20 protein-coding genes, 7 tRNA genes, 1 rRNA gene and 1 pseudogene are annotated in these 23,577 nt (G+C 43.2%); 6 read left to right on the forward strand and 23 right to left on the reverse strand.

Features of this window, described 5'->3' with window-relative positions; all coding sequences use genetic code 11:
• Positions 1–186: 186 nt before the first annotated feature.
• The 18 genes and pseudogenes from C6Y03_RS12440 to C6Y03_RS12525 all read right to left on the reverse strand — a co-directional run.
• Positions 187–452, reverse strand: a pseudogene (locus C6Y03_RS12440) (RidA family protein); the annotation flags it as partial.
• A gap of 10 nt (positions 453–462) precedes the next feature.
• Positions 463–1,227, reverse strand: a complete 765-nt coding sequence (locus tag C6Y03_RS12445) for an ABC transporter permease (protein WP_106039401.1) — start codon at positions 1,225–1,227, stop codon at positions 463–465.
• Positions 1,224–2,141 (reverse strand): ABC transporter ATP-binding protein, encoded by a 918-nt coding sequence (locus C6Y03_RS12450; protein WP_106038464.1) that lies wholly within the window; start codon positions 2,139–2,141, stop codon positions 1,224–1,226. The genes C6Y03_RS12445 and C6Y03_RS12450 overlap by 4 nt, the downstream gene beginning before the upstream one ends.
• A 14-nt stretch (positions 2,142–2,155) precedes the next feature.
• A complete protein-coding gene (locus C6Y03_RS12455) occupies positions 2,156–2,347 on the reverse strand; it encodes a PLD nuclease N-terminal domain-containing protein (protein ID WP_034664414.1) in 192 nt (63 codons plus the stop codon).
• Positions 2,348–2,512: 165 nt separating this feature from the next.
• Positions 2,513–2,869, reverse strand: coding sequence for a DUF2200 domain-containing protein (locus C6Y03_RS12460; RefSeq protein WP_106039402.1), 357 nt, complete (start codon positions 2,867–2,869; stop codon positions 2,513–2,515).
• On the reverse strand, positions 2,856–3,215 hold the full coding sequence (locus C6Y03_RS12465; RefSeq protein ID WP_106039403.1) for a hypothetical protein: 360 nt from the start codon (positions 3,213–3,215) through the stop codon (positions 2,856–2,858). The genes C6Y03_RS12460 and C6Y03_RS12465 overlap by 14 nt, the downstream gene beginning before the upstream one ends.
• Before the next feature lie 61 nt (positions 3,216–3,276).
• Entirely contained in the window at positions 3,277–5,079 is a 1,803-nt protein-coding gene (glmS, locus tag C6Y03_RS12470; RefSeq protein ID WP_060595399.1) for a glutamine--fructose-6-phosphate transaminase (isomerizing), read from the reverse strand.
• 568 nt (positions 5,080–5,647) lie between these two features.
• Positions 5,648–6,994 carry a phosphoglucosamine mutase gene (gene glmM / locus C6Y03_RS12475; protein WP_106039404.1) on the reverse strand — a complete coding sequence of 449 codons (1,347 nt, stop codon included), beginning with the start codon at positions 6,992–6,994 and terminating at the stop codon, positions 5,648–5,650.
• A gap of 25 nt (positions 6,995–7,019) precedes the next feature.
• A complete protein-coding gene (locus tag C6Y03_RS12480) occupies positions 7,020–8,429 on the reverse strand; it encodes a CdaR family protein (protein ID WP_060595398.1) in 1,410 nt (469 codons plus the stop codon).
• Positions 8,422–9,243 (reverse strand): diadenylate cyclase CdaA, encoded by an 822-nt coding sequence (gene cdaA / locus C6Y03_RS12485; RefSeq protein WP_106039405.1) that lies wholly within the window; start codon positions 9,241–9,243, stop codon positions 8,422–8,424. Before cdaA ends, C6Y03_RS12480 begins: the two co-directional genes overlap by 8 nt.
• A 217-nt stretch (positions 9,244–9,460) precedes the next feature.
• Positions 9,461–10,087, reverse strand: a complete 627-nt coding sequence (rsiW, locus tag C6Y03_RS12490; RefSeq protein ID WP_106031854.1) for an anti-sigma-W factor RsiW — start codon at positions 10,085–10,087, stop codon at positions 9,461–9,463.
• Between the two features lie 14 nt (positions 10,088–10,101).
• Positions 10,102–10,665, reverse strand: a complete 564-nt coding sequence (sigW, locus tag C6Y03_RS12495; RefSeq protein WP_003217112.1) for an RNA polymerase sigma factor SigW — start codon at positions 10,663–10,665, stop codon at positions 10,102–10,104.
• A gap of 183 nt (positions 10,666–10,848) precedes the next feature.
• Positions 10,849–11,760, reverse strand: coding sequence for an arginase (gene rocF / locus C6Y03_RS12500; RefSeq protein WP_060595395.1), 912 nt, complete (start codon positions 11,758–11,760; stop codon positions 10,849–10,851).
• A gap of 136 nt (positions 11,761–11,896) precedes the next feature.
• Positions 11,897–11,968: transfer RNA gene (locus tag C6Y03_RS12505), tRNA-Gln, on the reverse strand.
• 4 nt (positions 11,969–11,972) lie between these two features.
• A tRNA-Tyr gene (locus C6Y03_RS12510) sits at positions 11,973–12,057 on the reverse strand.
• Positions 12,058–12,085: 28 nt separating this feature from the next.
• Positions 12,086–12,158 (reverse strand) — tRNA-Thr (locus tag C6Y03_RS12515).
• Positions 12,159–12,161: 3 nt separating this feature from the next.
• Positions 12,162–12,237, reverse strand: a tRNA-Val gene (locus tag C6Y03_RS12520).
• A 6-nt stretch (positions 12,238–12,243) separates the two neighbouring features.
• Positions 12,244–12,318, reverse strand: a tRNA-Glu gene (locus C6Y03_RS12525).
• 220 nt (positions 12,319–12,538) lie between these two features.
• On the opposite strand from C6Y03_RS12525, the gene murQ reads away from it, so the two are divergent.
• Genes murQ through C6Y03_RS12555 form a run of 6 tightly spaced genes read left to right on the forward strand, consistent with a single transcriptional unit; the run spans position 12,539 to position 20,271 of the window.
• On the forward strand, positions 12,539–13,450 hold the full coding sequence (gene murQ, locus C6Y03_RS12530; RefSeq protein WP_106039406.1) for an N-acetylmuramic acid 6-phosphate etherase: 912 nt from the start codon (positions 12,539–12,541) through the stop codon (positions 13,448–13,450).
• Positions 13,451–13,464: 14 nt separating this feature from the next.
• A complete protein-coding gene (locus C6Y03_RS12535) occupies positions 13,465–14,334 on the forward strand; it encodes a MurR/RpiR family transcriptional regulator (protein WP_060595393.1) in 870 nt (289 codons plus the stop codon).
• Positions 14,331–15,704, forward strand: a complete 1,374-nt coding sequence (locus tag C6Y03_RS12540) for a PTS transporter subunit EIIC (protein ID WP_106039407.1) — start codon at positions 14,331–14,333, stop codon at positions 15,702–15,704. Before C6Y03_RS12535 ends, C6Y03_RS12540 begins: the two co-directional genes overlap by 4 nt.
• A 19-nt stretch (positions 15,705–15,723) precedes the next feature.
• The gene (pbp4b, locus tag C6Y03_RS12545; RefSeq protein ID WP_106039408.1) at positions 15,724–17,079 is read left to right on the forward strand and encodes a penicillin binding protein PBP4B; all 1,356 of its coding nucleotides are present in this window, start codon (positions 15,724–15,726) and stop codon (positions 17,077–17,079) included.
• 13 nt (positions 17,080–17,092) lie between these two features.
• Complete coding sequence (locus C6Y03_RS12550) at positions 17,093–19,012, forward strand: glycoside hydrolase family 3 protein (RefSeq protein WP_106039409.1); 1,920 nt, start codon at positions 17,093–17,095, stop codon at positions 19,010–19,012.
• A gap of 11 nt (positions 19,013–19,023) precedes the next feature.
• The gene (locus C6Y03_RS12555; protein WP_106039410.1) at positions 19,024–20,271 is read left to right on the forward strand and encodes an exo-beta-N-acetylmuramidase NamZ family protein; all 1,248 of its coding nucleotides are present in this window, start codon (positions 19,024–19,026) and stop codon (positions 20,269–20,271) included.
• Between the two features lie 39 nt (positions 20,272–20,310).
• Here the strand turns inward: C6Y03_RS12555 and C6Y03_RS12560 are convergent, their stop codons facing one another.
• The 5 genes from C6Y03_RS12560 to rrf all read right to left on the reverse strand — a co-directional run bounded on the left by C6Y03_RS12560 (position 20,311) and on the right by rrf (position 23,438).
• On the reverse strand, positions 20,311–21,291 hold the full coding sequence (locus C6Y03_RS12560; protein ID WP_081311457.1) for a bile acid:sodium symporter family protein: 981 nt from the start codon (positions 21,289–21,291) through the stop codon (positions 20,311–20,313).
• Between the two features lie 46 nt (positions 21,292–21,337).
• Positions 21,338–22,777 carry a SulP family inorganic anion transporter gene (locus C6Y03_RS12565; protein ID WP_106039411.1) on the reverse strand — a complete coding sequence of 480 codons (1,440 nt, stop codon included), beginning with the start codon at positions 22,775–22,777 and terminating at the stop codon, positions 21,338–21,340.
• Positions 22,778–23,131: 354 nt separating this feature from the next.
• Positions 23,132–23,204: transfer RNA gene (locus tag C6Y03_RS12570), tRNA-Thr, on the reverse strand.
• Position 23,205: 1 nt separating this feature from the next.
• Positions 23,206–23,280: transfer RNA gene (locus C6Y03_RS12575), tRNA-Asn, on the reverse strand.
• A gap of 42 nt (positions 23,281–23,322) precedes the next feature.
• Positions 23,323–23,438: ribosomal RNA gene (gene rrf, locus C6Y03_RS12580) — 5S ribosomal RNA — on the reverse strand.
• Positions 23,439–23,577: the final 139 nt, after the last annotated feature.

The raw sequence follows: 23,577 nt of genomic DNA on the forward strand, positions 1-23,577 counted from the left end.
ATGAAAAGCGAATGTCATTAGACCCACTAACCACTTACCCTAATATTACCATATAGAGAATAACAAGGTAATAGGAATGAGGTAATCTATTCTATGTACAACGGATTAAGAAAATATATCATGTACAAAATAAAAAAAGATTAGGCGACAGTATCCTAATCCTTTATCTATTAAACAGTTATTCCCTCAAACCGCCCCATCACCCAAACCCATCTCCTGACCCGCCCAAGCATCCACCTCTACCTTCAAAGCAGGAGAAGCCAGGGCCACCACATAAACCATCGTCAAGGCAGATGATCCCCTAAAAACTGACCCATGATTCGTTTTCTGCTCGCAGCATCGAACTCTCCCACGAGATAAAATACTAGTTTCGTTATATCTTCCACGGCCATATCTGCCGCTTCTACATTCCGTTTCACATTCTCTAACGCTAATTCGAGCTGCTCCAAAGGGTACATCAACCTACAATTCTTGTTTCCTAAAAAGAAACCATCCGATGAGAAAAAAGAAACCAATCAATACCGATACACCTAGAAAGCTTGTAAGCGCCTGATCCGAATAAGTCCCTCTATGAATCATCTCCTCGGCCGCACTTGTCACGCCTTTAGGCGCAAACTTCCCTAATGTATCCTCATAAAATGAAGGAACGGTAAATAGAATAAGGTTGATCACAAGCGATACACCGCCGGCTGTGACGGAACGCGTAAAGAACGCCGAAGCACAAATGGTCGATACCACAATCAGCAATAAATTTGGATAATAAAGAAGTGTTCCTTTTACCACATTGACCCAATCCAGATGCCCAAATTGAATGTCCACATAATAAACGGAGGCAAGCACCGCCACCACCAAACTAAACAAGGTCAAACCAGCATAGGCACATATTTTTGAGACATAATAACTCATTCGACTGATCGGCTTCACCATAATCATCGCAGTCACCCCAGAGGCACGCTCTCCAGCGATCGTCCCCATCACAATCATAATGAGAATAAAAACACCAAGCGAATCGAACTTACTCAATGCACTCGCTAAAGCCTCACCAGCGCTAGGCTCTGGTATATAAAATGTGGACCCTTCAGGTAAATTAGCTGATTTCGATAAAAGATCCGGCAGCATTTTGAGCGTAATAGGCTGTGTGATCATTAAAATCGTAAAAATGATCGGCACAAATAAAATTTTATAACTAGTGAATAACTCCCTAAATTCCTTTTTCAGCATCATCATGCATTCACAACCTTCATGAAAATATCTTCAAGCGTCAGCTTAGATAGTCGATAATGGAGGAGAACACCGCCAGTTTCAGTGATGAGACCAGGCAGCTCCTTCAACGCCATTTGTTGATCGTTCACTCGCACCTGATAACCGTCCCCTGCCTCAATGCATTCCTCCATCCAATCCTGCTCTTTTAACAAAGCCACTAATTTCGTATTCTTTTGTTCTAATTGAAATTCAATCACTGGCTGAATATAGTCTTCTTTGATCTGTTTCATGGAAGAGGACATTTCAATTTTTCCGCTGTTGATCATGATAATATGATCCGCCACCCTTTCAATGTCATCTAAAATATGGGTCGACATAAAGATCAACATCTCATGCTTTAAACGCTCAATCAAAGTCAGGACGTCTTTTCTCCCCATCGGATCAAGTGCGGACACAGGTTCATCTAGAATAAGAACCTTCGGGCTGTTGATGAGCGCCTGTGCAATGGCGAGCCTCTGCTTCATTCCTCCACTATAGCTGCCAATGGCACGATCCTTCGCCTCATACACACGGCAAAGCTTCAACAGCTCCTCAGTTTTGGAGCGAATGATGTTTTTCTCTAATTGAAATAACCCGCCAACCCAATGCATCCACTCCTGCCCCGTCATGTCCTGATAAAATGCAGGCTGCTGCGGACAATATCCAATCACATGACTGATGTCATCCATGTCCTTTGTCACATCCATACCCGCCACCTTCACGACGCCAGACGTAGGACGAGCAAGCCCCGTCAAAATCCGAATCGTCGTTGTCTTCCCCGCTCCATTGGCTCCTAAAAAACCGACACAACCAACTTCCCCAACAGAAAACGAAACGTTTTTTAAAATTTCATGCCGACCATACGATTTCGTCAGCCCTTGACACTCCAGCATATTCAAGCAAATCCCCCCTACTAAGATTGTTTACGACCAAAAATGAAATACGCAATAGGGCCGGCACTCGCCACAAACACAATCACCAAAGCCCAAACCCACTTCACTTCTCCTCTGACCCTCGATGGATCTCTTTTCAGCAAATCAAACAAACCAATCACCATTAAAATGGCTTGCAGCAAAACGAGAGGTAAAATCATCTTCATATCCATCCACGCCACTCCTTTTTCATAACCAATTTGTTTTGATATCACTTCTTTTGACGACATGAAGAGTGAATTCGTTCAAATGGATTTTATTTTTATCGATCGAGTGGTCTATAAGATATAAAAAAGCCCAGTGAAGGCACCTTTACTGGGCTTACGTGTTATAGATGTTTATGATGAACCTCGCAAAATCTTTTCCATCTTCTTTCCTTTCGCTAATTCATCAATTAGCTTATCCAGATAACGAATGTTTTTCATGGTTTCTTCCTCAATATCCTCCACTCGAACACCACAGATGACCCCTTTGATTAAGCTGCGGGAAGGATGAAGCTCAGGAGCCTCAGAAAAAAAGGTTTCAACGTCTATCTGTTTGTTCAACTGTTCCTGTAACTCTTCCGGACTGTACCCTGTTAACCAACAAATAATCGTATCGACTTCAGCCTTTGTTCGTCCTTTTCTCTCTGCTTTTGCGATATAGAGAGGATAGACTTTTGCGAAGCTCATTGTATAGATTTTAGGTTTGGTCATGTGATTTTCTCTCTTTCTTTTTTAAATATTCAAGCTGTATGGCCTTCTCTAGATGCCGCTCTCTTAGTATGCCTATTTCCTTTTTATTACCTGCATCTTTTTTGAAAGATCTATATTTAAGAAATTGAACGAAACAGAATCCTAGAAATACACAAATCGGTCCTTCGACGGTAGCAGGACCACCAATCAACAAATAAGAGCTAATAAATAATGCGATATAAATGATTAAGAAAAAAGTAATTCCCCATTTTTCCTTTTTTAAATATTCACTCATAATGATTCCGCTCCCTTGAACATGTACGATCTTATCGAATCTATCTTTCATTTTATTTAGCTCTTTAGACACAAAATACCCCTTTAGATAATTATATCTAAAGGGGTATCAAAAGTCTGAATTAATTTAAACCCTACTCCACCGTCACACTCTTCGCAAGGTTACGTGGTTTATCCACATCACACCCGCGGTGAAGTGCTGCGTAGTAAGCGATGAGCTGTAATGGTACAACAGATGCAAGTGGTGCAAGTGCTGGGTGTACAGCTGGAAGGACGAAACGGTCGCCTTCGTCTTCTAGGCCTTTTAGTGAGATGACACATGGGTTTGCACCGCGTGCAACGACTTCTTTGACGTTACCGCGAATGCTGAGGTTCACGTGCTCTTGCGTTGCAAGGGCAATGACCGGTGTGCCTTCTTCAATTAAAGCAATCGTGCCGTGTTTGAGTTCTCCACCGGCAAATCCTTCTGCTTGGATGTAAGAGATCTCTTTTAGTTTCAGTGAACCTTCAAGGCACACATAGTAGTCAAGTCCTCTTCCGATAAAGAATGCGTTACGTGTCACTGTGAAGAAGTCACGAGCGATTTGTTCCATTTCATCCTTTTGATCGACAAGGGCTTCCATTGCGTTTGCTACAATCCCAAGCTCTTTCACAAGATCAAAGTCAAGAGATTGACCATTTAATTCGGCTGCAACGGATGCAAGGATCGCAAGAACAGCGATTTGTGCTGTGTAAGCTTTTGTTGAAGCCACTGCAATTTCTGGTCCTGCATGAAGAAGCAATGTGAAGTCTGCTTCACGAGAAAGCGTAGACCCTGGTACGTTTGTGATCGTTAATGCTTTATGACCAAGCTCTTTGACTTGAACAAGTACAGCACGGCTGTCCGCAGTCTCCCCAGATTGAGAAAGGAAGATGAACAACGGTTTTTTCGATAGAAGCGGCATGTTGTAAGAGAATTCACTTGCTACATGGACTTCTACAGGTACTTTCGCCCAGTCTTCAATATATTGTTTACCAACAAGCCCTGCATGGTAGCTCGTTCCACAAGCCACGATGTAAATGCGGTCTGCTTCTGCTACTGCGCTTGCGATATCGCCAGCGACTGACAGCTTGCCGTTTTCGTCTTGATATTCTTGGATGATTTTGCGCATGACAAGCGGCTGCTCATCCGTTTCTTTTAACATGTAGTGAGGATATGTGCCTTTCTCGATGTCGCTTGCATCTAGCTCAGCGATATAAGAAGGACGTGTCATGATATCACCGTCAAGGTTTTTGATGATCACCTCGTCTTTAGTGACAATGACCATTTCTTTATCCATTAATTCCGCATATTCGTTTGTTACTTGAAGCATCGCCATTGCGTCAGAAGCTACAACGTTGAAATCTTCTCCGAAACCAACCAATAATGGGCTTTTGTTTTTCGCCACATAGATTGTTTCTTTGTTTTCGTTATCGAAAAGGGCAATTGCGTAAGAGCCTTTTAGTTGAAGAAGCGTTTGACGGAAAGCTTCCTCTGTATCAAGACCTCTGTCCACAAATTGTTCGATAACTTGAACAACAACCTCTGTATCTGTGTCGCTTTTTAGTGTGACGTCTTGTAAATATTCACGTGTCAATTGTACATAGTTCTCGATGACACCGTTATGAACAAGCGTAAAACGGCCAGAAGCACTTTGATGCGGATGCGCATTTAGATGGCTTGGTACACCGTGTGTTGCCCAGCGTGTATGTCCGATTCCAGCTGAAGATGCTACATTTGCATCAACAACTTCACGAAGCTCAGCGATACGTCCTTTTTCTTTGAACACATGCACGCCTTCTTCGTTTGCCACAGCGATACCTGCTGAGTCATACCCGCGGTACTCTAGCTTCTCTAAACCCTTTAATAAGATTTCCTTCGCATCATTCTGACCAATATAACCTACGATTCCACACATAAATATTCTTCCTCCCGATCATGTGAAAGGGACAAAGAAAGCCTACTAAAATAGAAGGGACATTTCTTCGTCCCTCTCTACATGTTTAATTTGGGAGATCATGTGTATTCCCTTTGTACAAAGAGTCACCTCTTTGCTTTAAAGAAACACTTACGGCTGTGATCTCTTTTTTGATCAGCCGGGAGGCATCCGCCGAAAATTCGATAACCTCCATCCTCGTCAACTAAGCATCTTTCGTCCGATCGCTTAGTTCGGGCGCTATAATTATAAGAGAGTTGCTGAACATCTACCCTGCCTTTCCTGATAGAATAAAAATCCAATAACACAAGGATGATTGTACTATAAGGTCTGACCTCCGTCAATCACAATTTAGCGGGTGATCCCGCTCAAGAAAGTGAGACCTCCATACACTATATGCGATGAGGCTTGTCATGTTCTACCTTTGATGTGCTCTCCTATGTATGAAGGCAGCAAATTGCCCTCGCTTATAAGATTCGTACAAATCCATCCATTTATGACGTTTATTCGAAAAAAAAGCAAACCGCCGCTGGCGATTTGCTTTCATCTATTACTCGATACCCATTTCCTCTTTCACAACAGCGGTAATTCTAGTCACATATTCATCACACAGCTCTTTTGTTTTCGCCTCTGCCATCACGCGTACAAGCGGCTCTGTTCCAGATGGACGAACAAGAATACGGCCATCACCGTTCATCTCTTTTTCGACCTCTTGAATCACTGCTTTTACTTTTTCATTTTCTTCCACTTTATATTTATCGGACACTTTCACATTCACTAGAAGCTGCGGGAATTTTTCCATTTCAGCTGCAAGCTCTGACAATGTTTTTCCTGTTGCTTTGAGTGTATTGACAAGCATGATCGCAGAAAGCATGCCATCACCTGTCGTATTGTAATCAAGGAAAATCAAATGGCCTGATTGCTCACCGCCGACATTATACCCATCCTTTTTCATCGCTTCAACCACATAGCGGTCACCAACAGCGGTTTGGATGCTCTTAATGCCTTGTTTCTCCAGTGCTTTATAAAAACCTAGGTTACTCATGACCGTGGATACGACAGTGTCATCCTTTAATCGGCCTTCACCCTTCAAATAACGTGCACATATGTACATAATTTGATCGCCGTCTACAATATCACCTTTTTCATCGACAGCAATTAAACGGTCTCCGTCACCATCAAACGCAAGACCAATATCTGCACCCTTCTCCTTCACAAAAGCAGAAAGTGCCTCTGGATGAGTTGAGCCGACACCATCATTGATATTCAATCCGTTTGGTGATGTTCCCATTGTGGACACATCAGCATCTAAATCCGCAAATAAATGTGTCGCTAGAGAAGAGGTTGCACCGTGAGCACAGTCAAGCGCCACGTGAATACCTGTGAAATCCTCGTCCGCTGTCTGCTTCAAGAATTGCAAGTATTTCTGACCACCTTCAAAGTAGTCATTCATCGTTCCAAGATCCGCTCCAACTGGGCGTGGCAATTGATCGACCGGCTGATCCATCAGCTGCTCAATTTCATTCTCCTGTTCATCAGACAGCTTAAAGCCGTCACCGCCGAAGAATTTAATTCCGTTGTCTTGAACTGGGTTGTGAGAAGCAGAAATCATGACACCCGCTTCTGCGTCCATTGCCTTCGTTAAATAAGACACACCAGGTGTTGAGATCACACCTAGACGCACCACTTCAGCGCCAATTGAAAGTAAGCCTGCAACGAGCGCTCCTTCTAGCATATGACCGGATACACGTGTGTCTCGTCCAACGAGTACCTTTGGACGTTCTTTATCCTTCGTGAGCACATAGCCGCCAAATCTCCCAATTTTAAATGCGAGCTCTGGCGTTAATTCGCTATTCGCCACACCCCTTACACCATCAGTTCCAAAGTACTTGCCCATGTTTCAATCGCTCCTTTTTTACCATTCAAGAGGACGCTTCGTCCTCTTTTTTATCTTCTTTGATCCGCTGTCTTTGACTTGATTCTTTCTTTGCTTTATCTTGCGTGGATTCTTCTTTACTCTTCTCATCCTGATCATCGTCATCAGAAGATGGATCCTTGCGATCATTCGTAGACGCTGGCTGATCTTCTGTCTCAGTAGAAGTCAGTTTCACTTTGACCTTTGATCTCGATAATGTCCACGTCACATTTTGAGGACCGTTCACTTGAATTGTGACCTCATGTGTTCCTTCGTTCAAGTCCCCAACATTGATATAGGCTTCAACATCTGAAGCCTTTAGTTTATCAATCGCACTCTTTGATCCCTTTGCTGTTAACGTGAGACGTCCAGAAGATGGGCTCACAAAATCAGAGGTGAGATCCTTGCTCAGACCCACGACAGAAATCGGTACATTATCGATCTTTTTTTCTTGCGCTGTTGCAACCTTCACCTTGATTTTAACCGTTTCGGGCGATACCTTTTTCACACCATCTGGCAGGGGAATGTCGGCATCAATCTCGGTATCATCTTTGATCTTGCTTAGGTCCAGCTTAACGCCATCAATAAAATCAAGCGAATCCAGCACTTTTTGAGAGCCGTACACTGTGACCTCACTCGGGCTTGTCTCAATACTTGAGATACTGATCCCATCCGGCAAACTGCCAGTCCGCTCTATTTTAAACGGAACCTTTTTGCTTGGACTTGAGATGGGAACTGTAATATTCACCACAGACGGACTCAATTCGACTGGCAGCTCATTCCCGCTGCTATCATACACAGTGAGCTTCGCTTCCTTTTCAATTTGCTGATCGACATCCTCTAGGTTCACAAATGCTTTAATGACAGAAATTTTGTCGATTACGTCCTTTGAACCAGTGACTGTGACTTTTTTCGGATTCACAATAGGCTGTTCAGGTGAATAGCCATCTTTGATTTTATTTTGATTATAAAATTCAGTTTCAACAGGAAATTCTGCTGTTGTTTTTTCTTGTATCGTCACCGTCGTCACAGATGGGTTGATCGATAGTGTGAGCCCTTTTGATACATCTCTTGCCTTCAGCTCCACTTTATGTGTACCTGTCGATAAATTCTGCATATCTGCGTATATTTCAAAATTCTTTGTTTGTCTTGCTGTTTTCACAGCACTTGTTGACCCTTTAATCGTCACATTGACTGTCTGCGGCACACCAGTGACGACGTACTTCTCGTCGTCATAATACGCTTTAACAGGAATGTCGGTTAAAGTTGCTTCATCTGTCGTCGATGTTGGGAAAAAGGATTCACCGATTTTTTTCGGCGTGGGCGCTTGCGCTGAATTGACTGCACCATACAGCAATAAAGCGAAGACCAATGCAAGAAGCTTTACGGCCCAGCGATTATTCAAAATCTTATCCATTTTTCTTGCCCCTCCAATACCATTTGGTCGAGGAAGCATCTTTGCTGTTCTTACTAAATTCAGCAATCAGCATTTCTTCAAGCGCTTCTTCTGTCAATTCTCGGTGGAGATCACCATTTCTTGCGACAGAAATGCCGCCTGTCTCCTCAGAAACGATGACGGTCAAGCTGTCTGTCACTTCGCTAATTCCGACTGCCGCCCTGTGTCGCGTCCCTAATTCCTTAGAGATAAAAGGACTTTCTGACAGCGGTAAATAACAAGCCGCAGCTGCAATCTCATCACGCTTCATAATGACAGCACCATCATGAAGCGGTGTATTTGGAATGAAAATATTAATGAGCAGCTCTGAACTCACCTTTGCATTCAAAGGAATTCCAGTCTCTATGTAATCATTCATCCCAGTATCACGCTCAATTGTCAGCAGCGCGCCGATTCTGCGTTTTGCCATATATTTAATTGCTTTTGTAATTGCCTCGATCGTTTTCTGCTGCTGTTCCTCTACAGGTGTCCCGCTTCTTGAGAAGAAACGGCCGCGCCCAAGCTGCTCAAGCGCTCTCCTTAGCTCTGGCTGAAAAATAATAATGATCGCAAGGAATCCCCACGTAATCGCTTGATCCATCAGCCATTGAAGTGTGTTAAGACCGAGATACGCACTTCCCATCCTGACAAGAACAATGACCACAATTCCCTTTAAAAGCTGAACCGCTTTTGTTCCGCGGATGACCATCATTAATTTATATATCACATACCAAACAACGAGAACATCAACAGCATTACCGAGGTACTGCAAAAAAGGAATATCCCCTAAAGCCATTTCCTCGTCCTCCAGAATTTTCAGTTATTCTTCGTTTGATGCATTTTTAATAAAAAAAGAGACTATGTGTAAATACATAGCGTGGCTATTATACCACATTTTGTTTCAGCAAGGAAAACAGTTGCCATATATGGCTGGCGTGCTAGTTCGCATACATTCTGACCTATAATATAGAAAAAGAGCAGCCCCATAAAGAGACTGCTCTCGACCCGTATGATTACTTTTGCTCCTCTGGTCCAATGACCCGCATCACATTTTGTGCTGTGGATTTCATTTTGTACCAAATCCAATCAAACACTTCATTAATTTCATTAATTTGACCAGTGACTTGTCCGGCAGAAGCAGTCAGCTGTTCCCCATTGACGACGGTGACATTTCCATCAACCTTGCCTTCTACAATCAGCTTGCCATTTTTGACAGTGACATCACCTTTTACGGTTTCCCCTTTAGGTACGGTCACTGTATCATTTACAACGACGAGATTCGACTGTTTTGACACACTGAAATTATGATCGGTATTCCAGCTTGTAAACAGACTGCCTCCCATCAAAATGAGAAAGAGGGCAGCGGCCACCATCAGCGGATGAGCTTTGATCCATCTTTGAATCGACACACGCTTTTTTTCCTTTGGAAGACCTGCCATCACCTTTGCAGTGAAATCAGTTGGTGCTTCTATATGAGATGTACTCTGCACAAGCGCGATGGATTTCTCAATTTGTTGAAAATGAGTACGGCACTCCTCACACGATTGCAGATGGCTTTTTAATTCTTTTTCGTCTTGGGGCTCAATGTCCCCGTCTAAATACTGATGCATAAGCAGGACGATTTTTTCCTGACAGCTCATCAAAATCACCTCACTCAAAGGTCTCTCAACTGTTTCCGGAGAGCCTCTCTACCCCTGTGTATTCTCGTTTTCACCGTACCAACGGGTATATTTAGGATCTCACTAATTTCTTTTAACGAGAGTTCATCAATATACTTTAATACGATGACCGAACGATATTTATCGGGTAATCTTAGAATTTTTTGCTGAATGGTACTCGATAATTCAAGAGACACCACCTCTTCCTCTGGCAAAATGCCATCAGCAGCAATTTGAGAATACATATTCAGTCCTTCTGTTCCTGCCACCTCTGCATCTAAATAATAATCCGGCTTTTTTTTGCGAATACGGTCGATGGTCAGGTTGGTTGCAATGCGGTACAGCCACGTAGAAAACTTACGATTCACATCAAAGCTTTCAATATTCACATAGGCACGAATAAACGCCTCCTGTGCAATATCCTCTGCTTCGTGTGCATTCCCAAGCATACGGTAGCACAGCTGATAAATTTTGTCTTTATACAGGTCTACGATGTCTGCAAATGCGTTCTGGTCGCCTTTTTTCAATTGCTTAATTCTCTTTTTAATCATTGTGTCCATAGTATATTCAACCTCTGCCTTCACCGGTCTTTATGTATACGAATCTCTTTCCAAAAGGTTTCATTCTCCTCTAAAAAATAGTGTAACAAATTTTTGACAGCGTGTTACGCATATCCACCGGTAAAAACCTTAATATATCCTTAAATTTCTCCAAAACAAAAAAGAACGGGAACAAGTCCCGCTCTACAATAGCTTTTCGCCCATTAACGAACCAATCAACGCAACAGCTGCCTCGGCTGTTTTATTTTTTTCATCTAATACCGGATTCACCTCAACAAATTCAGCTGAAGTCAAAATACCCGCTTCCTCTAAAAGCTCCATGGCAAGATGACTCTCCCGGTAACTAATGCCACCCGCCACAGGAGTTCCTACACCAGGGCACTCCGCTGGATCTAGTCCGTCTAAATCAAGCGACAGGTGGACACCATCTGTTCTTTCCTTTAAATATGAAATGGCTTCCTCCATCACCCTTGTCATCCCTAAACGATCTATTTCATGCATCGTATACACTTTAATGCCTTTCTCTCTAATCAATGCCCGCTCTCCCTCATCTAAGGATCGAGCACCAATTATAACAACATTCTCAGGCTTCAATTTAGGGGAATAACCACCAATGTTCGTTAAATCAGCATGCCCAAGGCCGAGACTGACTGCAAGCGGCATACCATGTATATTTCCAGAAGGAGAGGTTTCCTCTGTATTTAAATCACCGTGTGCATCATACCAAATGGCACCTAAGTTTTCATAATGCTTGGCTACCCCCGCAAGTGTTCCTATCGCAATGCTGTGATCACCGCCTAAAATGAGCGGGAATGAGCCTGATTGCACAATACTGTCAACCTTCTCAGCTAGCAGCTGATTCGCACTAGCATTCTCCGTTAAATTTTTTAGCTTTTCACTTGTATATAAACCTTTCTCATCATCTCTTTGTTCAACCAAAATATCGCCGAGATCCTCCACATCAAATGAAAGCGATTCCAATTTTTCTTTTACGCCTGCACACCGAATCGCACTCGGTCCCATATCGACGCCCCTTCTCATTTGACCCAAATCCATCGGAACTCCGACAATCGTGACCTTCTTTTGATCTCCCATATGTACATCCCCTTTCCGTTCATGCTTATATTTTACTTTCTCGATGCCTTCTGACTCAACTCAACAATATTTTGAATAGTTATACATTCCGTCTGCCAACATAAAAAAAGACACCTTTTTGAAAAAGGTGTCTTAACTGGGCTAGCTGGATTCGAACCAACGCATGACGGAGTCAAAGTCCGTTGCCTTACCGCTTGGCTATAGCCCAAAAATGGTGGAGGGGGGCGGATTCGAACCGCCGAACCCGGAGGGAGCGGATTTACAGTCCGCCGCGTTTAGCCACTTCGCTACCCCTCCACATATGGAATTGATAAAGAAAAAACAGTGCCGGCAAGAGGACTTGAACCCCCAACCTACTGATTACAAGTCAGTTGCTCTACCAGTTGAGCTACACCGGCATATGGTGGAGGATGACGGGCTCGAACCGCCGACCCTCTGCTTGTAAGGCAGATGCTCTCCCAGCTGAGCTAATCCTCCACATCATGGTGACCCGTACGGGATTCGAACCCGTGTTACCGCCGTGAAAGGGCGGTGTCTTAACCGCTTGACCAACGGGCCAGTTTGTCAAGTTTGCTGTTTCCGTGAAGCTGACAAAAGTTATTATATACAGGTTGTCCCCCTTTTGTAAAGGGGATTTTTATTTTTTTTATTTTCTAATTATTTACCTCCAGTTAGCACAACGTTTCGAGTGAAATATAATTTCAATATTTAAATATAATGTTGAAATTTCATATCACACTGAATATACTGAAAATGAAGAAATAAGGAGGAATGTCGCATGCAGCCATCTCAATTGCGTTCTTTGACAACAGAATCAAGAAACCCTAACACAATGGGAATATCACAAGCAGATCCGCTCGAAATACTCCAGCTGATCAATGAAGAAGATATGAAGGTCGCTCAAGCAGTGAACCGTGTCCTACCACATGTCAAAACAGCAAGTGACTTCGCCTATGAATCCATTTCAAATGGGGGTAGACTCGTTTATTTAGGAGCCGGGACAAGCGGCAGACTTGGCGTGATGGATGCTGTTGAATGTCCCCCTACCTATAGCGTCTCACCTGATGTGATTGTCGGTATCATGGCAGGCGGCGACTCTGCTTTTTCACATGCTGCCGAAGATGTGGAAGACAGTGAAGAAGCCGGCAAACAGGATTTAGTACACATTCACCTGACATCAAAAGATACGGTCGTCGGTATCGCCGCCAGCGGCAGGACACCCTACATCATCGGCGCTTTAAACTACGCTAAATCCATCGGCGCAAAAACAGTAGCCCTCAGCTGCAATGAACAAGCAGAAATTAGCGAGCTGGCAGACTGCGCCATTGAAGTCATTGTAGGACCAGAAGCCATCACTGGGTCAACACGAATGAAAGCCGCATCCGCTCATAAAATGATTTTAAATATGCTTTCCACCTCTGTCATGATCAGACAAGGTAAAGTATATGAAAACCTGATGGTTGATGTAAAAGTCAGCAATCATAAATTAAAAGAACGCGCCATCACCATCATTCAACATGTGACAAACGCTTCCTATGAACAAGCCGTGAAGACTCTTGAAGCAGCAGACTTAGAAGTCAAAACCGCCATCGTCATGCTCCAAACAAACACAGACAAAAAAACAGCCAAGGATTTACTCAACAAAGCGAATGGCCATATCGACAAAGCCATCTCTCATCATCAATCCTAAAGGAGGCAGAGCTCATGTCAGCAGGTGGACTCACCCTACTACACACAATGAAAGCAAAGCTCCCCCAATCTGAAAAAATCATTGCAGACTATATCCTTGCCCATCCTGACAAAGTCATTAAAAGCACAGTACACGAGATCAGTCAGGCAGCCGGAGCAAGCAGCTCTGCTGTCATCCGCCTTTGTAAATCTCTCGGGCTAGATGGCTATCACGATTTAAAAATGCGAATCGCTGGAGACTTGATGCACGACGATAAACAAGGCTATCGTGATATCGAACAAGATGAACCGCTTCAATCCATTATTCAAAAAACAGCAGGAAACTCGATTCAATCGATTAAGGACACCGCTTCTATTTTAAATGCAGAAGCATTAGAAAAAGCTGTTCAATTACTGCTGCATGCAAACCAAATCCATTTTATCGGCGTCGGTGCATCTGGCATCGTCGCAGCGGATGCCCAGCAGAAATTTCTCAGAATCAATTATGCAGCGACTGCCTTCACTGACATGCACATCGCATCAACGGTCATCGCAAATGCAGGAAAGAATGACATCGTGTTCGGTATATCCTTTTCAGGAGAAACGTTAGACATCATTCAAGCCCTTCAGCTCGCAAAAGACAATCAAGTGAAAACCATTGCCTTAACGCATCCTGGTCAAACAAGCGTTTCTGCCTTAAGTGATGTTCACCTATCGACGTCCGGTTCCAATGAAGCACCTTTTCGCAGTGCAGCCACTTCCTCTAGAATGGCACAGCTCTACTTAATTGATGTCTTGTTCCTCAGCTTAGCTTCCCGTCAATATGAAGAGACAGCGCAATATATTGACAAGACAAGACATGCCATCCGCTCCATGAAACGAAAATCAAAGGGGGATTCAACATGAGTCATCAAACGAAATATCAGCAGTTGGCGAAAGACATTCTTTCTCTCTGTGGTGGTTCTGAAAACATCTCTTCCCATACACATTGTATGACGCGTCTCCGAATTACACCGATTGACAATGAACAAGTTCACATCACAGCAATTAAAGAACTCGATGGCGTCATTGGTGTCGTTGAGGCAGAAACGCTTCAAATCATTTTAGGTACAGGTGTTGTCAACCAAGTATCAAGTGCGTTTGAACAGCTGCTAAATGCCTCTGGCTCTTATGATTTAAACAATGAAGCACAAAAAAACAAGCAAGCCATTTCACAAAAGAACCGCACACCGTTCAAGCTGTTCTTACGACGGATTGCCAGCATCTTTATTCCTATCATTCCGGCACTCGTTGCATCAGGTCTTATTACAGGGATTACGAAAGCAATCGTGCAAGCAGGCTGGCTCGATGAAAAGTCTCAAGCAGCGATCATTTTAACCGTTATTGGTTCAGGCTTGTTCGCATATCTCGGTATTTTAGTCGGATCAAATGCCGCAAAGGAGTTTGGAGGCTCTCCTGCATTAGGCGCATTAGCTGGTATCCTCATTATTAACCCAGCCTCCGCAGACATTATGTTATTTGGCACAAATATTCTACCAGGCAGAGGCGGGCTCATCGGTGTTCTTCTAGCCGCCATCTTTATGGCACTTGTGGAAACCCGAATTAGACGCTTCGTCCCGCAATCACTTGATATCATCGTCACACCAACCATCACACTACTCATTACAGGCATTTTTACGTACGTTGTCTTCATGCCAGTCGGCGGATTTATATCGGATGCCATCACCTCAGGATTAACTTATCTATTAAATATGGGCGGAATCTTCGCTGGATTTGTTCTTGGTGCGACCTTCCTTCCACTTGTTGTGACAGGACTTCACCAAGGACTGACACCAATTCATATGGAACTCATTAATTCCATTGGAGATGACCCGCTTTTGCCAATCCTCGCTATGGGCGGTGCAGGACAGGTCGGTGCGGCATTCGCCATTTATATGAAAACAAAAAAGAAAAAACTCAAAAGAGCCATCGCAGGTGGACTTCCTTCAGGGATGCTCGGCATTGGTGAACCACTCATTTTCGGTGTCACACTCCCTCTGGGACGGCCATTTCTCACTGCTTGTCTTGGCGCTGGAATCGGCGGCGCATTTCAAGCCTACTTCCAAATTGCAACGAAGGCGATTGGTGTATCAGGTCTCCCATTAACCTTTATTGTTCACACACATCAAATGCTTCTTTACTTAATCGGACTCTTTATTGCATATGTCGCTGGATTTATTTTCACATACTTATTTGGTTTTCATGATGATATGGCTGTTGAATTTGAGGAAAAATAAGCAATAGGAGGTCTAACTCTTGAAGAAATACTTTCTCTTAATAACAAGTCTGCTCATGCTCCTTGGATTACCCGTACAAACATTTGCAACTAGCTCCCATCCTGTATCGTCTTTGTCTAAAACAGCACCTGAAGAATATCCCGTCTTAAAAAAGGCAAAACGACCGGAACAAGCAGGTTTTTCTTCCAGGCAGCTTAGGAAGGTTGATCACATGATTCAAAACGACATCAAAGCAGGATTTCCAGGAGCCGCACTCATCATTATCAAAGACGGAAAAATCGTCCATCAAAAAGCCTATGGCTACAGGCAAAAATACGAAGGCACAACCGAACTCAAATCATATAAGAAAATGAAAAAGAATACACTGTTCGACTTAGCATCCAACACCAAAATGTATGCGACCAACTATGCCCTGCAAAAGCTCGTCTACGAGAAAAAACTGGATGTGAACGAAAAAATACAATCCATCCTGCCAGATTTTAAAGATGAACCAGATGCAAAGGTAACCGGCAAAGAACAGCTCCGTGTAAATGATCTTCTGACCCATTCTGCCGGACTCCCTTCCAGTGTCTTATTTTATAGCAAAGAAGCAGCCGGCACCTTTTTCTCTCAAGATAGAAAGACAACGATGAAATGGCTGCCGAAGGTGCCGCTGCAATACAAACCAGGCACCCAGCACATTTATAGTGACATTGATTACATGCTGTTAGGCATGATCATTGAGAAAAAAACAGGTATGCCTCTTGATCAATATGTAGAGTCGACGATCTATCGGCCGCTAGGTCTCAAACATACAATGTTCAATCCACTGCAAAAAGGATTTAAACCGAAGCATTTTGCAGCAACCGAACGTTTAGGTAATTCGCGAGATGGTGTCATTGATTTTGAAAACATTCGCAGGTACACCCTGCTAGGCGAAGTCCACGATGAGAAAGCATATTACTCAATGGCAGGTATCTCTGGTCATGCCGGACTTTTCTCTAACATGTCAGATATGGGCGTGCTGCTCCAGCTCATGCTGAACAAAGGAGGCTATGGAAAAAAAACCATCTTTGATCAAGCTTCTATCGATCTCTTTACAGCCTCTTCTGATACAAACCCAACTTACGGGCTAGGCTGGCGTAAAAACGGTCATACTGACATGGAATGGATGTTTGGAAAATATGCAAGTAACGAAGCCTATGGACATACTGGCTGGACCGGAACCATGACATTGATTGATCCAAAACATAATCTAGGTATCGTCTTGCTGACAAATAAGAAACATTTGCCTGTCGTTTCACCTGAAACCAACCCAAATCAATTTGAAGGTGACCTTTTCCCAACTGGTACTTATGGAAGCATCATGACCGCAATCTACGAATCTTTTAAGTAAAAGGAGGAATTCGATGTTAAAAGCTCTTTTCCCCGCTACTCTGGTTTTGGCCCTGCTAACCTCTTCCATTCCAACGGAAAAGGTTAGCTCTGCCCCTCTTCCAACCGCAAAACAAATGGTGCAAGACATGTCCCTGGATGAAAAGATAGGTCAAATGCTCATGCCAGACTTTCGCAATTGGCAAACAAAAGATGAATCTGCACCTACAGGCTTAACAAAGATGAATAAAGAAGTGTCCCATCTTGTTGAAAAATATCATCTAGGCGGTGTCATCTTATTTGTGGAGAATGTCGTTGATACGAAACAAACCGTCAAACTCACCCATGAATTTCAAAAAGCATCACCAAAGATTCCATTACTCATTTCAATTGATCAAGAAGGTGGAATCGTCACAAGATTACAAAAGGGAACACATTTCCCAGGAAATATGTCGATTGGTGCCTCTAGAAGTAAGAAAAATGCATACGACACAGGTAAAATCATCGGCAAAGAACTAAACGCACTAGGGATCAATACAAACTTCTCTCCTGTGCTTGATGTGAATAATAATCCAAACAACCCCGTCATTGGTGTCCGTTCCTTTAGCTCTGATCCTGCTCTTGTCACTAGGCTTGGCCTTCAAACCATGAAAGGACTTCAAAAGGAAAAGACCATTTCCACACTAAAGCATTTCCCGGGACATGGTGATACAGCCGTCGATAGTCACTATGGCTTGCCGCTCGTAGAACATGACCTAGATCGTCTTAAAAAAGTGGAGCTGTATCCGTTTCAACAAGCCATCAACGCTGGTGCGGATATGGTCATGACCGCTCATGTTCAATTCCCTGCCATTGACCACACAACGTACAAAAGCAAAAAAGATGGCGAGGACATTATGGTTCCAGCAACCTTATCGAAAAAAGTCATCACACACTTATTAAAAGAAGAGATGGGCTTTCAAGGTGTTGTGGTAACAGACGCCCTAAATATGAAAGCGATTGCAGATAACTTTGGGCAGGAAGAAGCCGTGGTGATGGCTATTAAGGCAGGTGTCGACATCGCCCTTATGCCAGCACCAGTCACCTCTCTAAAAACAGAAAAAAACCTAGAGAATGTGTTCAATGCTGTAAAACAGGCGGTTGTAAAGAAAGAAGTTCCGATGTCTCAAATCAACCAATCTGTCGAAAAAATTCTTCAATTGAAAATCAAACGCGGCATCATTTCTTCCAAGAAACCCATCACCCTTGAGAAAAAAATCAAAAAAGCCACTCAAGTCGTTGGGAAAAAGTCGCACCGGAAAGCAGAACAAAAAATGGCACGTGAAGGGATCACCCTGCTTAAAAACAACGAAAAGACCTTACCATTCAAGCCTAAAAAGAATAACAAGATCTTGGTCATGGCACCTTACGAAGATCAGACAAAAGCCATGTCTGTCACAATTGACTCTCTGATCAAACAAAAAAAGATCAAGCCTGTACGTATCCAATCATATGCGTTTGCGGATAAGACCTTCACTAAAGAAACAGCCAAACTAATACAAGATGCTGACTATGTGATTACCGGCTCTTACGTTGTCCAAAATGACCCAGCTGTGAATGATGGTGTGATTGATGACAATGTACAGGACCCGAAAAAATGGGCTACTGCCTTCCCTCGTGCTGTTATGAAAGAAGCAGCAGCACAAAACAAAAAAATGGTCATCATGAGTCTAAGAAATCCTTACGATGCGGCAAATTTTGAGGAGGCTGATGCCTTACTAGCCGTTTACGGTTTTAAAGGCTACTCAAACGGGCAATTCAATCAGCCAAATATTCCTGCTGGATTAGAAGTGATATTTGGCGCTGCATCACCTAAGGGCAAATTGCCTGTGGATATCCCATCTGTCACTCATCCAAATCAAACCCTGTATCCATTCGGCTATGGACTCAACTTGAAAGGGAAACAGATCAAATAGGAGGGATTCTCTTGAAAAAAACAGCAAGCTTGATACTCGCAAGCATTCTCATTATGAGCACATTGACCGCCGCCTCCCCCGCAAACCAAGAACGAACAGATACAAAAGGAAAAAAAGCAGCGGTCAAAACAGGGATCGAAACACTACTCTCAGGCAACCTTGCATGGTTAAAAGGGAAAAGGGTCGGCCTCATTACGAACCCAACTGGTATTGATGCAAATATGAAAAGCAGTGTCGATCTCCTATTTGAGCATCCAAGTATCAAGCTTACTGCTCTATATGGACCAGAACATGGTGTGCGCGGCGATGCACAAGCAGGAGAAGGCGTCGAATCCTATACTGATGAAAAAACAGGTCTCCCTGTTTACTCTCTCTATGGAAAAACAAGAAAACCCACGCCTGACATGCTCAAAAATGTAGATGTCTTGCTGTTTGATATCCAAGATGTTGGTGCTCGTTATTACACCTATATTTACACGATGGCTTATGCGATGGAGGCCGCTAAAGAAAACAACATTCCCTTTGTTGTCCTAGACCGTCCAAACCCCATTGGCGGACTAAAAGTAGAAGGCCCTGTCTTAGAACCTGAGCACGCTTCATTTGTAGGGCTCTATCCAATACCATTAAGACATGGAATGACCACTGGTGAACTAGCAAAATTCTTTAACAAAGAGTTTCATATCAATGCTGATGTCACAGTCATCAAAATGAAAAATTGGAAGCGTTCCATGACGTTTGATGACACGAAGCTGCCGTTCGTCCTTCCTTCACCTAACATGCCGACAGTGGATAGTACCTTTGTATATCCCGCCACAGGATTAATTGAAGGAACAAATGTCTCTGAAGGCAGAGGAACAACAAAACCGTTCGAGCTCATTGGCGCTCCATATATCAATAGCAGCGAACTAGCAGATCATTTAAATCAGTTAAAACTAAAGGGTGTACAATTTAGACCAGTATCATTCACCCCCACTTTTTCTAAACATGCAGGTAAGCTATCACACGGTGTGCAGCTATACGTCACAGACAGCTCTTCATTCGAAGCGGTAAAAACAGGGTTATCCATCATCAAAGCAATACATGATTTATATCCAAAAGACTTTCAGTTCCTTCAAACAGGCAGCTTTGATAAACTCATCGGAAATGGTTGGATCAAAGAAGAAATCAATCAAGGTACTTCCGTCAAACACATCATGAAGCGCTATCATCATGACCTCAAATCGTTCGAAAAGAAACGGAAGAAATATCTCATCTATTAATTCGCAAAAAGACCTCCATCTCATAAGATGGAGGTCTTTTCATGATAAAGATTTAGTCACAGCAGGCGCCTTCAGCTCAAAACGATTGAGTAAGAAACCAAACAAGGCAGCAAGCACTTGCTGAAATAGCATGCCAATCACAACAGGGACAGCAACAGCAGGCGGGAAAAAGCTAATAGCAAGCACAGCTCCGGCACTAATATTTCTCATGCCGCCCGTATACACAATGGCCACAATCTCCCCTTGAGTACATTTCATCACCTTTCCAATCAACCATGCAAAAGCATATCCACTCATCGCAATGAAAAAGACAGTCGCTGCTTTGCTAAAAAATGCAACATCCAGTTCACGCAAATATGGGGCGACAACAGAACTGTTAATCGATACGACAACAAACAAGCCTAATTTTGAAAAAGGAGACAGGGTCTGACTAATTGTTTTCGTCACCGATGGCTTTGCATACTGGCGAACGAGCATCCCTAAAATAGAGGGCAGTACCACCATACCAAACAGCCCTTTCATGATCGCAACCATGTCCATATGGACCTGTGTACCGACGAAGAGTGACAAGCTTACTGGCACAATCAATGGCGAAAGCAATGTATCAATTAAAATGATAGATAACGTTAACCCGACATTCCCTTTATACATCGCCGCCCATATTAAACTAGAAACACCTGTTGGAATCACCATCGCAAGCGTCAAACCGGTGATCGTCATGGAATCACCCGCAAATATCAAATGCCCCGCTGACCAGGCATAAAGGGGCATCAGCACATGTAAAATCATAAACGATAAAATCAAAGGCAATGGGTGCATCACCGTATGCTTTAAAGCTGAAAAAGTAGATGACAAGCTCCCTGAAAATGTCATCATGGCAAATACCCAGGGCACCATAAACGTAAAATCCTTTAAATAGGCCGACAATAATACACCGAGTAACACACTAATGGGCGTAATAAGCGGCATCATCCGGCCGAGCACTTGGTTCAAACGCACAAGCATGCCGGCCACCTCCATCCTTCACTTTCTTACCTTTTCTATTGTAACAAACAGAAAGATCTTTTTAAGAACCATTCACCTGTTTCACAAGCTTTCGACTCGAGGTATCCATTCCAACTACGTCTACCTGTACACCAGCTGCTTGATACTTTTCCTTTACACGTTCTATCGCTGCCACGCCTGATTCATCCCATATACGCGCTTCAGACAAATCAATCACAACGGCTTGGAGATCTTTCTCATGATGGAACGCTTGGATGAAATCAGTGACAGAAGCAAAGAAAATTTGCCCTTTAATTCGATACACCCAAATACCCGCTTGGCTTTCTGTAGAGGTAATATGAAGCTTTGATATTTTTGCTACAAAGAATATCGCACTAAGCAGCACACCTGCAAACACACCTTTTGATAAATCATGAGTCAACACCACAGTCACGACCGTGACAATCATGACAATAGAATCTGTTTTCGGATTCTTTTTTAGCTGCTGAAAGGAACTCCAATCAAATGTCCCAACGGAGACCATAATCATCACAGCCACAAGAGCAGCCATCGGAATTTGAACCACCACATCTCCGAGTACAAAAATCAGCACCATTAGAAATGCGCCCGCTACAAAGGTAGAAAGACGGCCACGCCCGCCTGCCTTCGTATTAATCACTGATTGACCAATCATCGCACAGCCAGCCATACCACCAAAGAATCCTGCAACCACATTAGCAATCCCTTGACCTCTCGCTTCCTTGTTCTTACGACTAGACGTCTCCGTCATATCATCGACAATCTGTGCAGTTAAAAGAGACTCAAGTAAACCAACCATCGCAAGTGCTAAAGAATAAGGAAAAATGATAGTAAGTGTCTCCCAGCTAAACGGTACTTGAGGAATCAGAAAAGCAGGCAAAGAACTAGGAAGCTCTCCCATATCTCCAACCGTTCTAACATCAATATGTCCAAATACAGCAATGATCGTCATGACAATAATCGCAATGAGTGGGGAAGGTATCACCTTTATCACCATCGGCAATAAATAAATAATCAACAAGGCGCCACCTGTCATGATATACATGGCCATTGATTCTCCGACGAAATGTGGAAGCTGAGCCATGAAGATCATAATAGCCAACGCATTCACAAAACCAACCATCACGGACCTCGGAATAAATTTCATTAGACGAGACACTCGGCAGAGTCCAAACACTATTTGAATCAGACCTGTTAAAATCGTAGCTGCAAACAAATATTGCAATCCATGATCGGCAACCAAATTAACCATGACCAGAGCCATAGCTCCTGTAGCGGCCGAAATCATACCTGGCCGTCCACCAACAAACGAAATCACAATTGCAATACAAAACGAAGCATACAACCCGATCTTCGGATCAACGCCCGCAATAATCGAAAACGCAATCGCCTCTGGAATTAAGGCCAGAGCCACTAAAATACCCGCAAGCACATCCTGACGCACATGCCCAAACCATTCTTGCTTTACAAATAAATCTTTCAAACCATCTACTCCTTTTTATATACATACCGAACAAGAAAAGAAGATCAACCAAACCTGGAGATGAAGAAAGGAAAAATAAACAATGCTTCACTTTCGGGGGAAAGAGGAACGTACAGAGTCTTTTGTTAGAGAGGATATCATCACTTTAGTAAGCATAAAAAGGCACTGAAGTATCAAGAACGAAAAAAGGCATATGTAGAAACCTAATGCAAAGCTTCCAAGCAAATTGCTCCATTCGTATAGCAATCTTGTTTGTAGTTAAACATGAACGAATTTAATATATATGAAAACAAACAAAAAAAGCCTTCTCATCATCGAGAAACCTTACACATTAATCATTATAATTTAGAGGAAAGCTTCCAAGCGGGCTCGAACCGCTGACCTCTTCCTTACCATGGAAGTGCTCTACCTACTGAGCTATGGAAGCATGGCTCCGCAGGTAGGACTCGAACCTACGACCGATCGGTTAACAGCCGATAGCTCTACCACTGAGCTACTGCGGAATGATAAAGTAACTTCTTCCATTGGAAGGATATAAACAAAAAGCTTGGCGGCGTCCTACTCTCACAGGGGGAGACCCCCAACTACCATCGGCGCTGAAGAGCTTAACTTCCGTGTTCGGTATGGGAACGGGTGTGACCTCTTCGCTATCGCCACCAAACCTGATGGAGAGAATGTTCTCTCAAAACTAGATAACAATGTTCATGCTTCACATTAGAATATAGGTTAAGTCCTCGATCTATTAGTATCTGTCAGCTCCACGTGTCACCACGCTTCCACCTCAGACCTATCAACCTGAT

The sequence above is a fragment of the Bacillus sp. LNXM65 genome (assembly GCF_002998575.1).
Taxonomy (GTDB): Bacteria; Bacillota; Bacilli; order Bacillales; family Bacillaceae; genus Bacillus.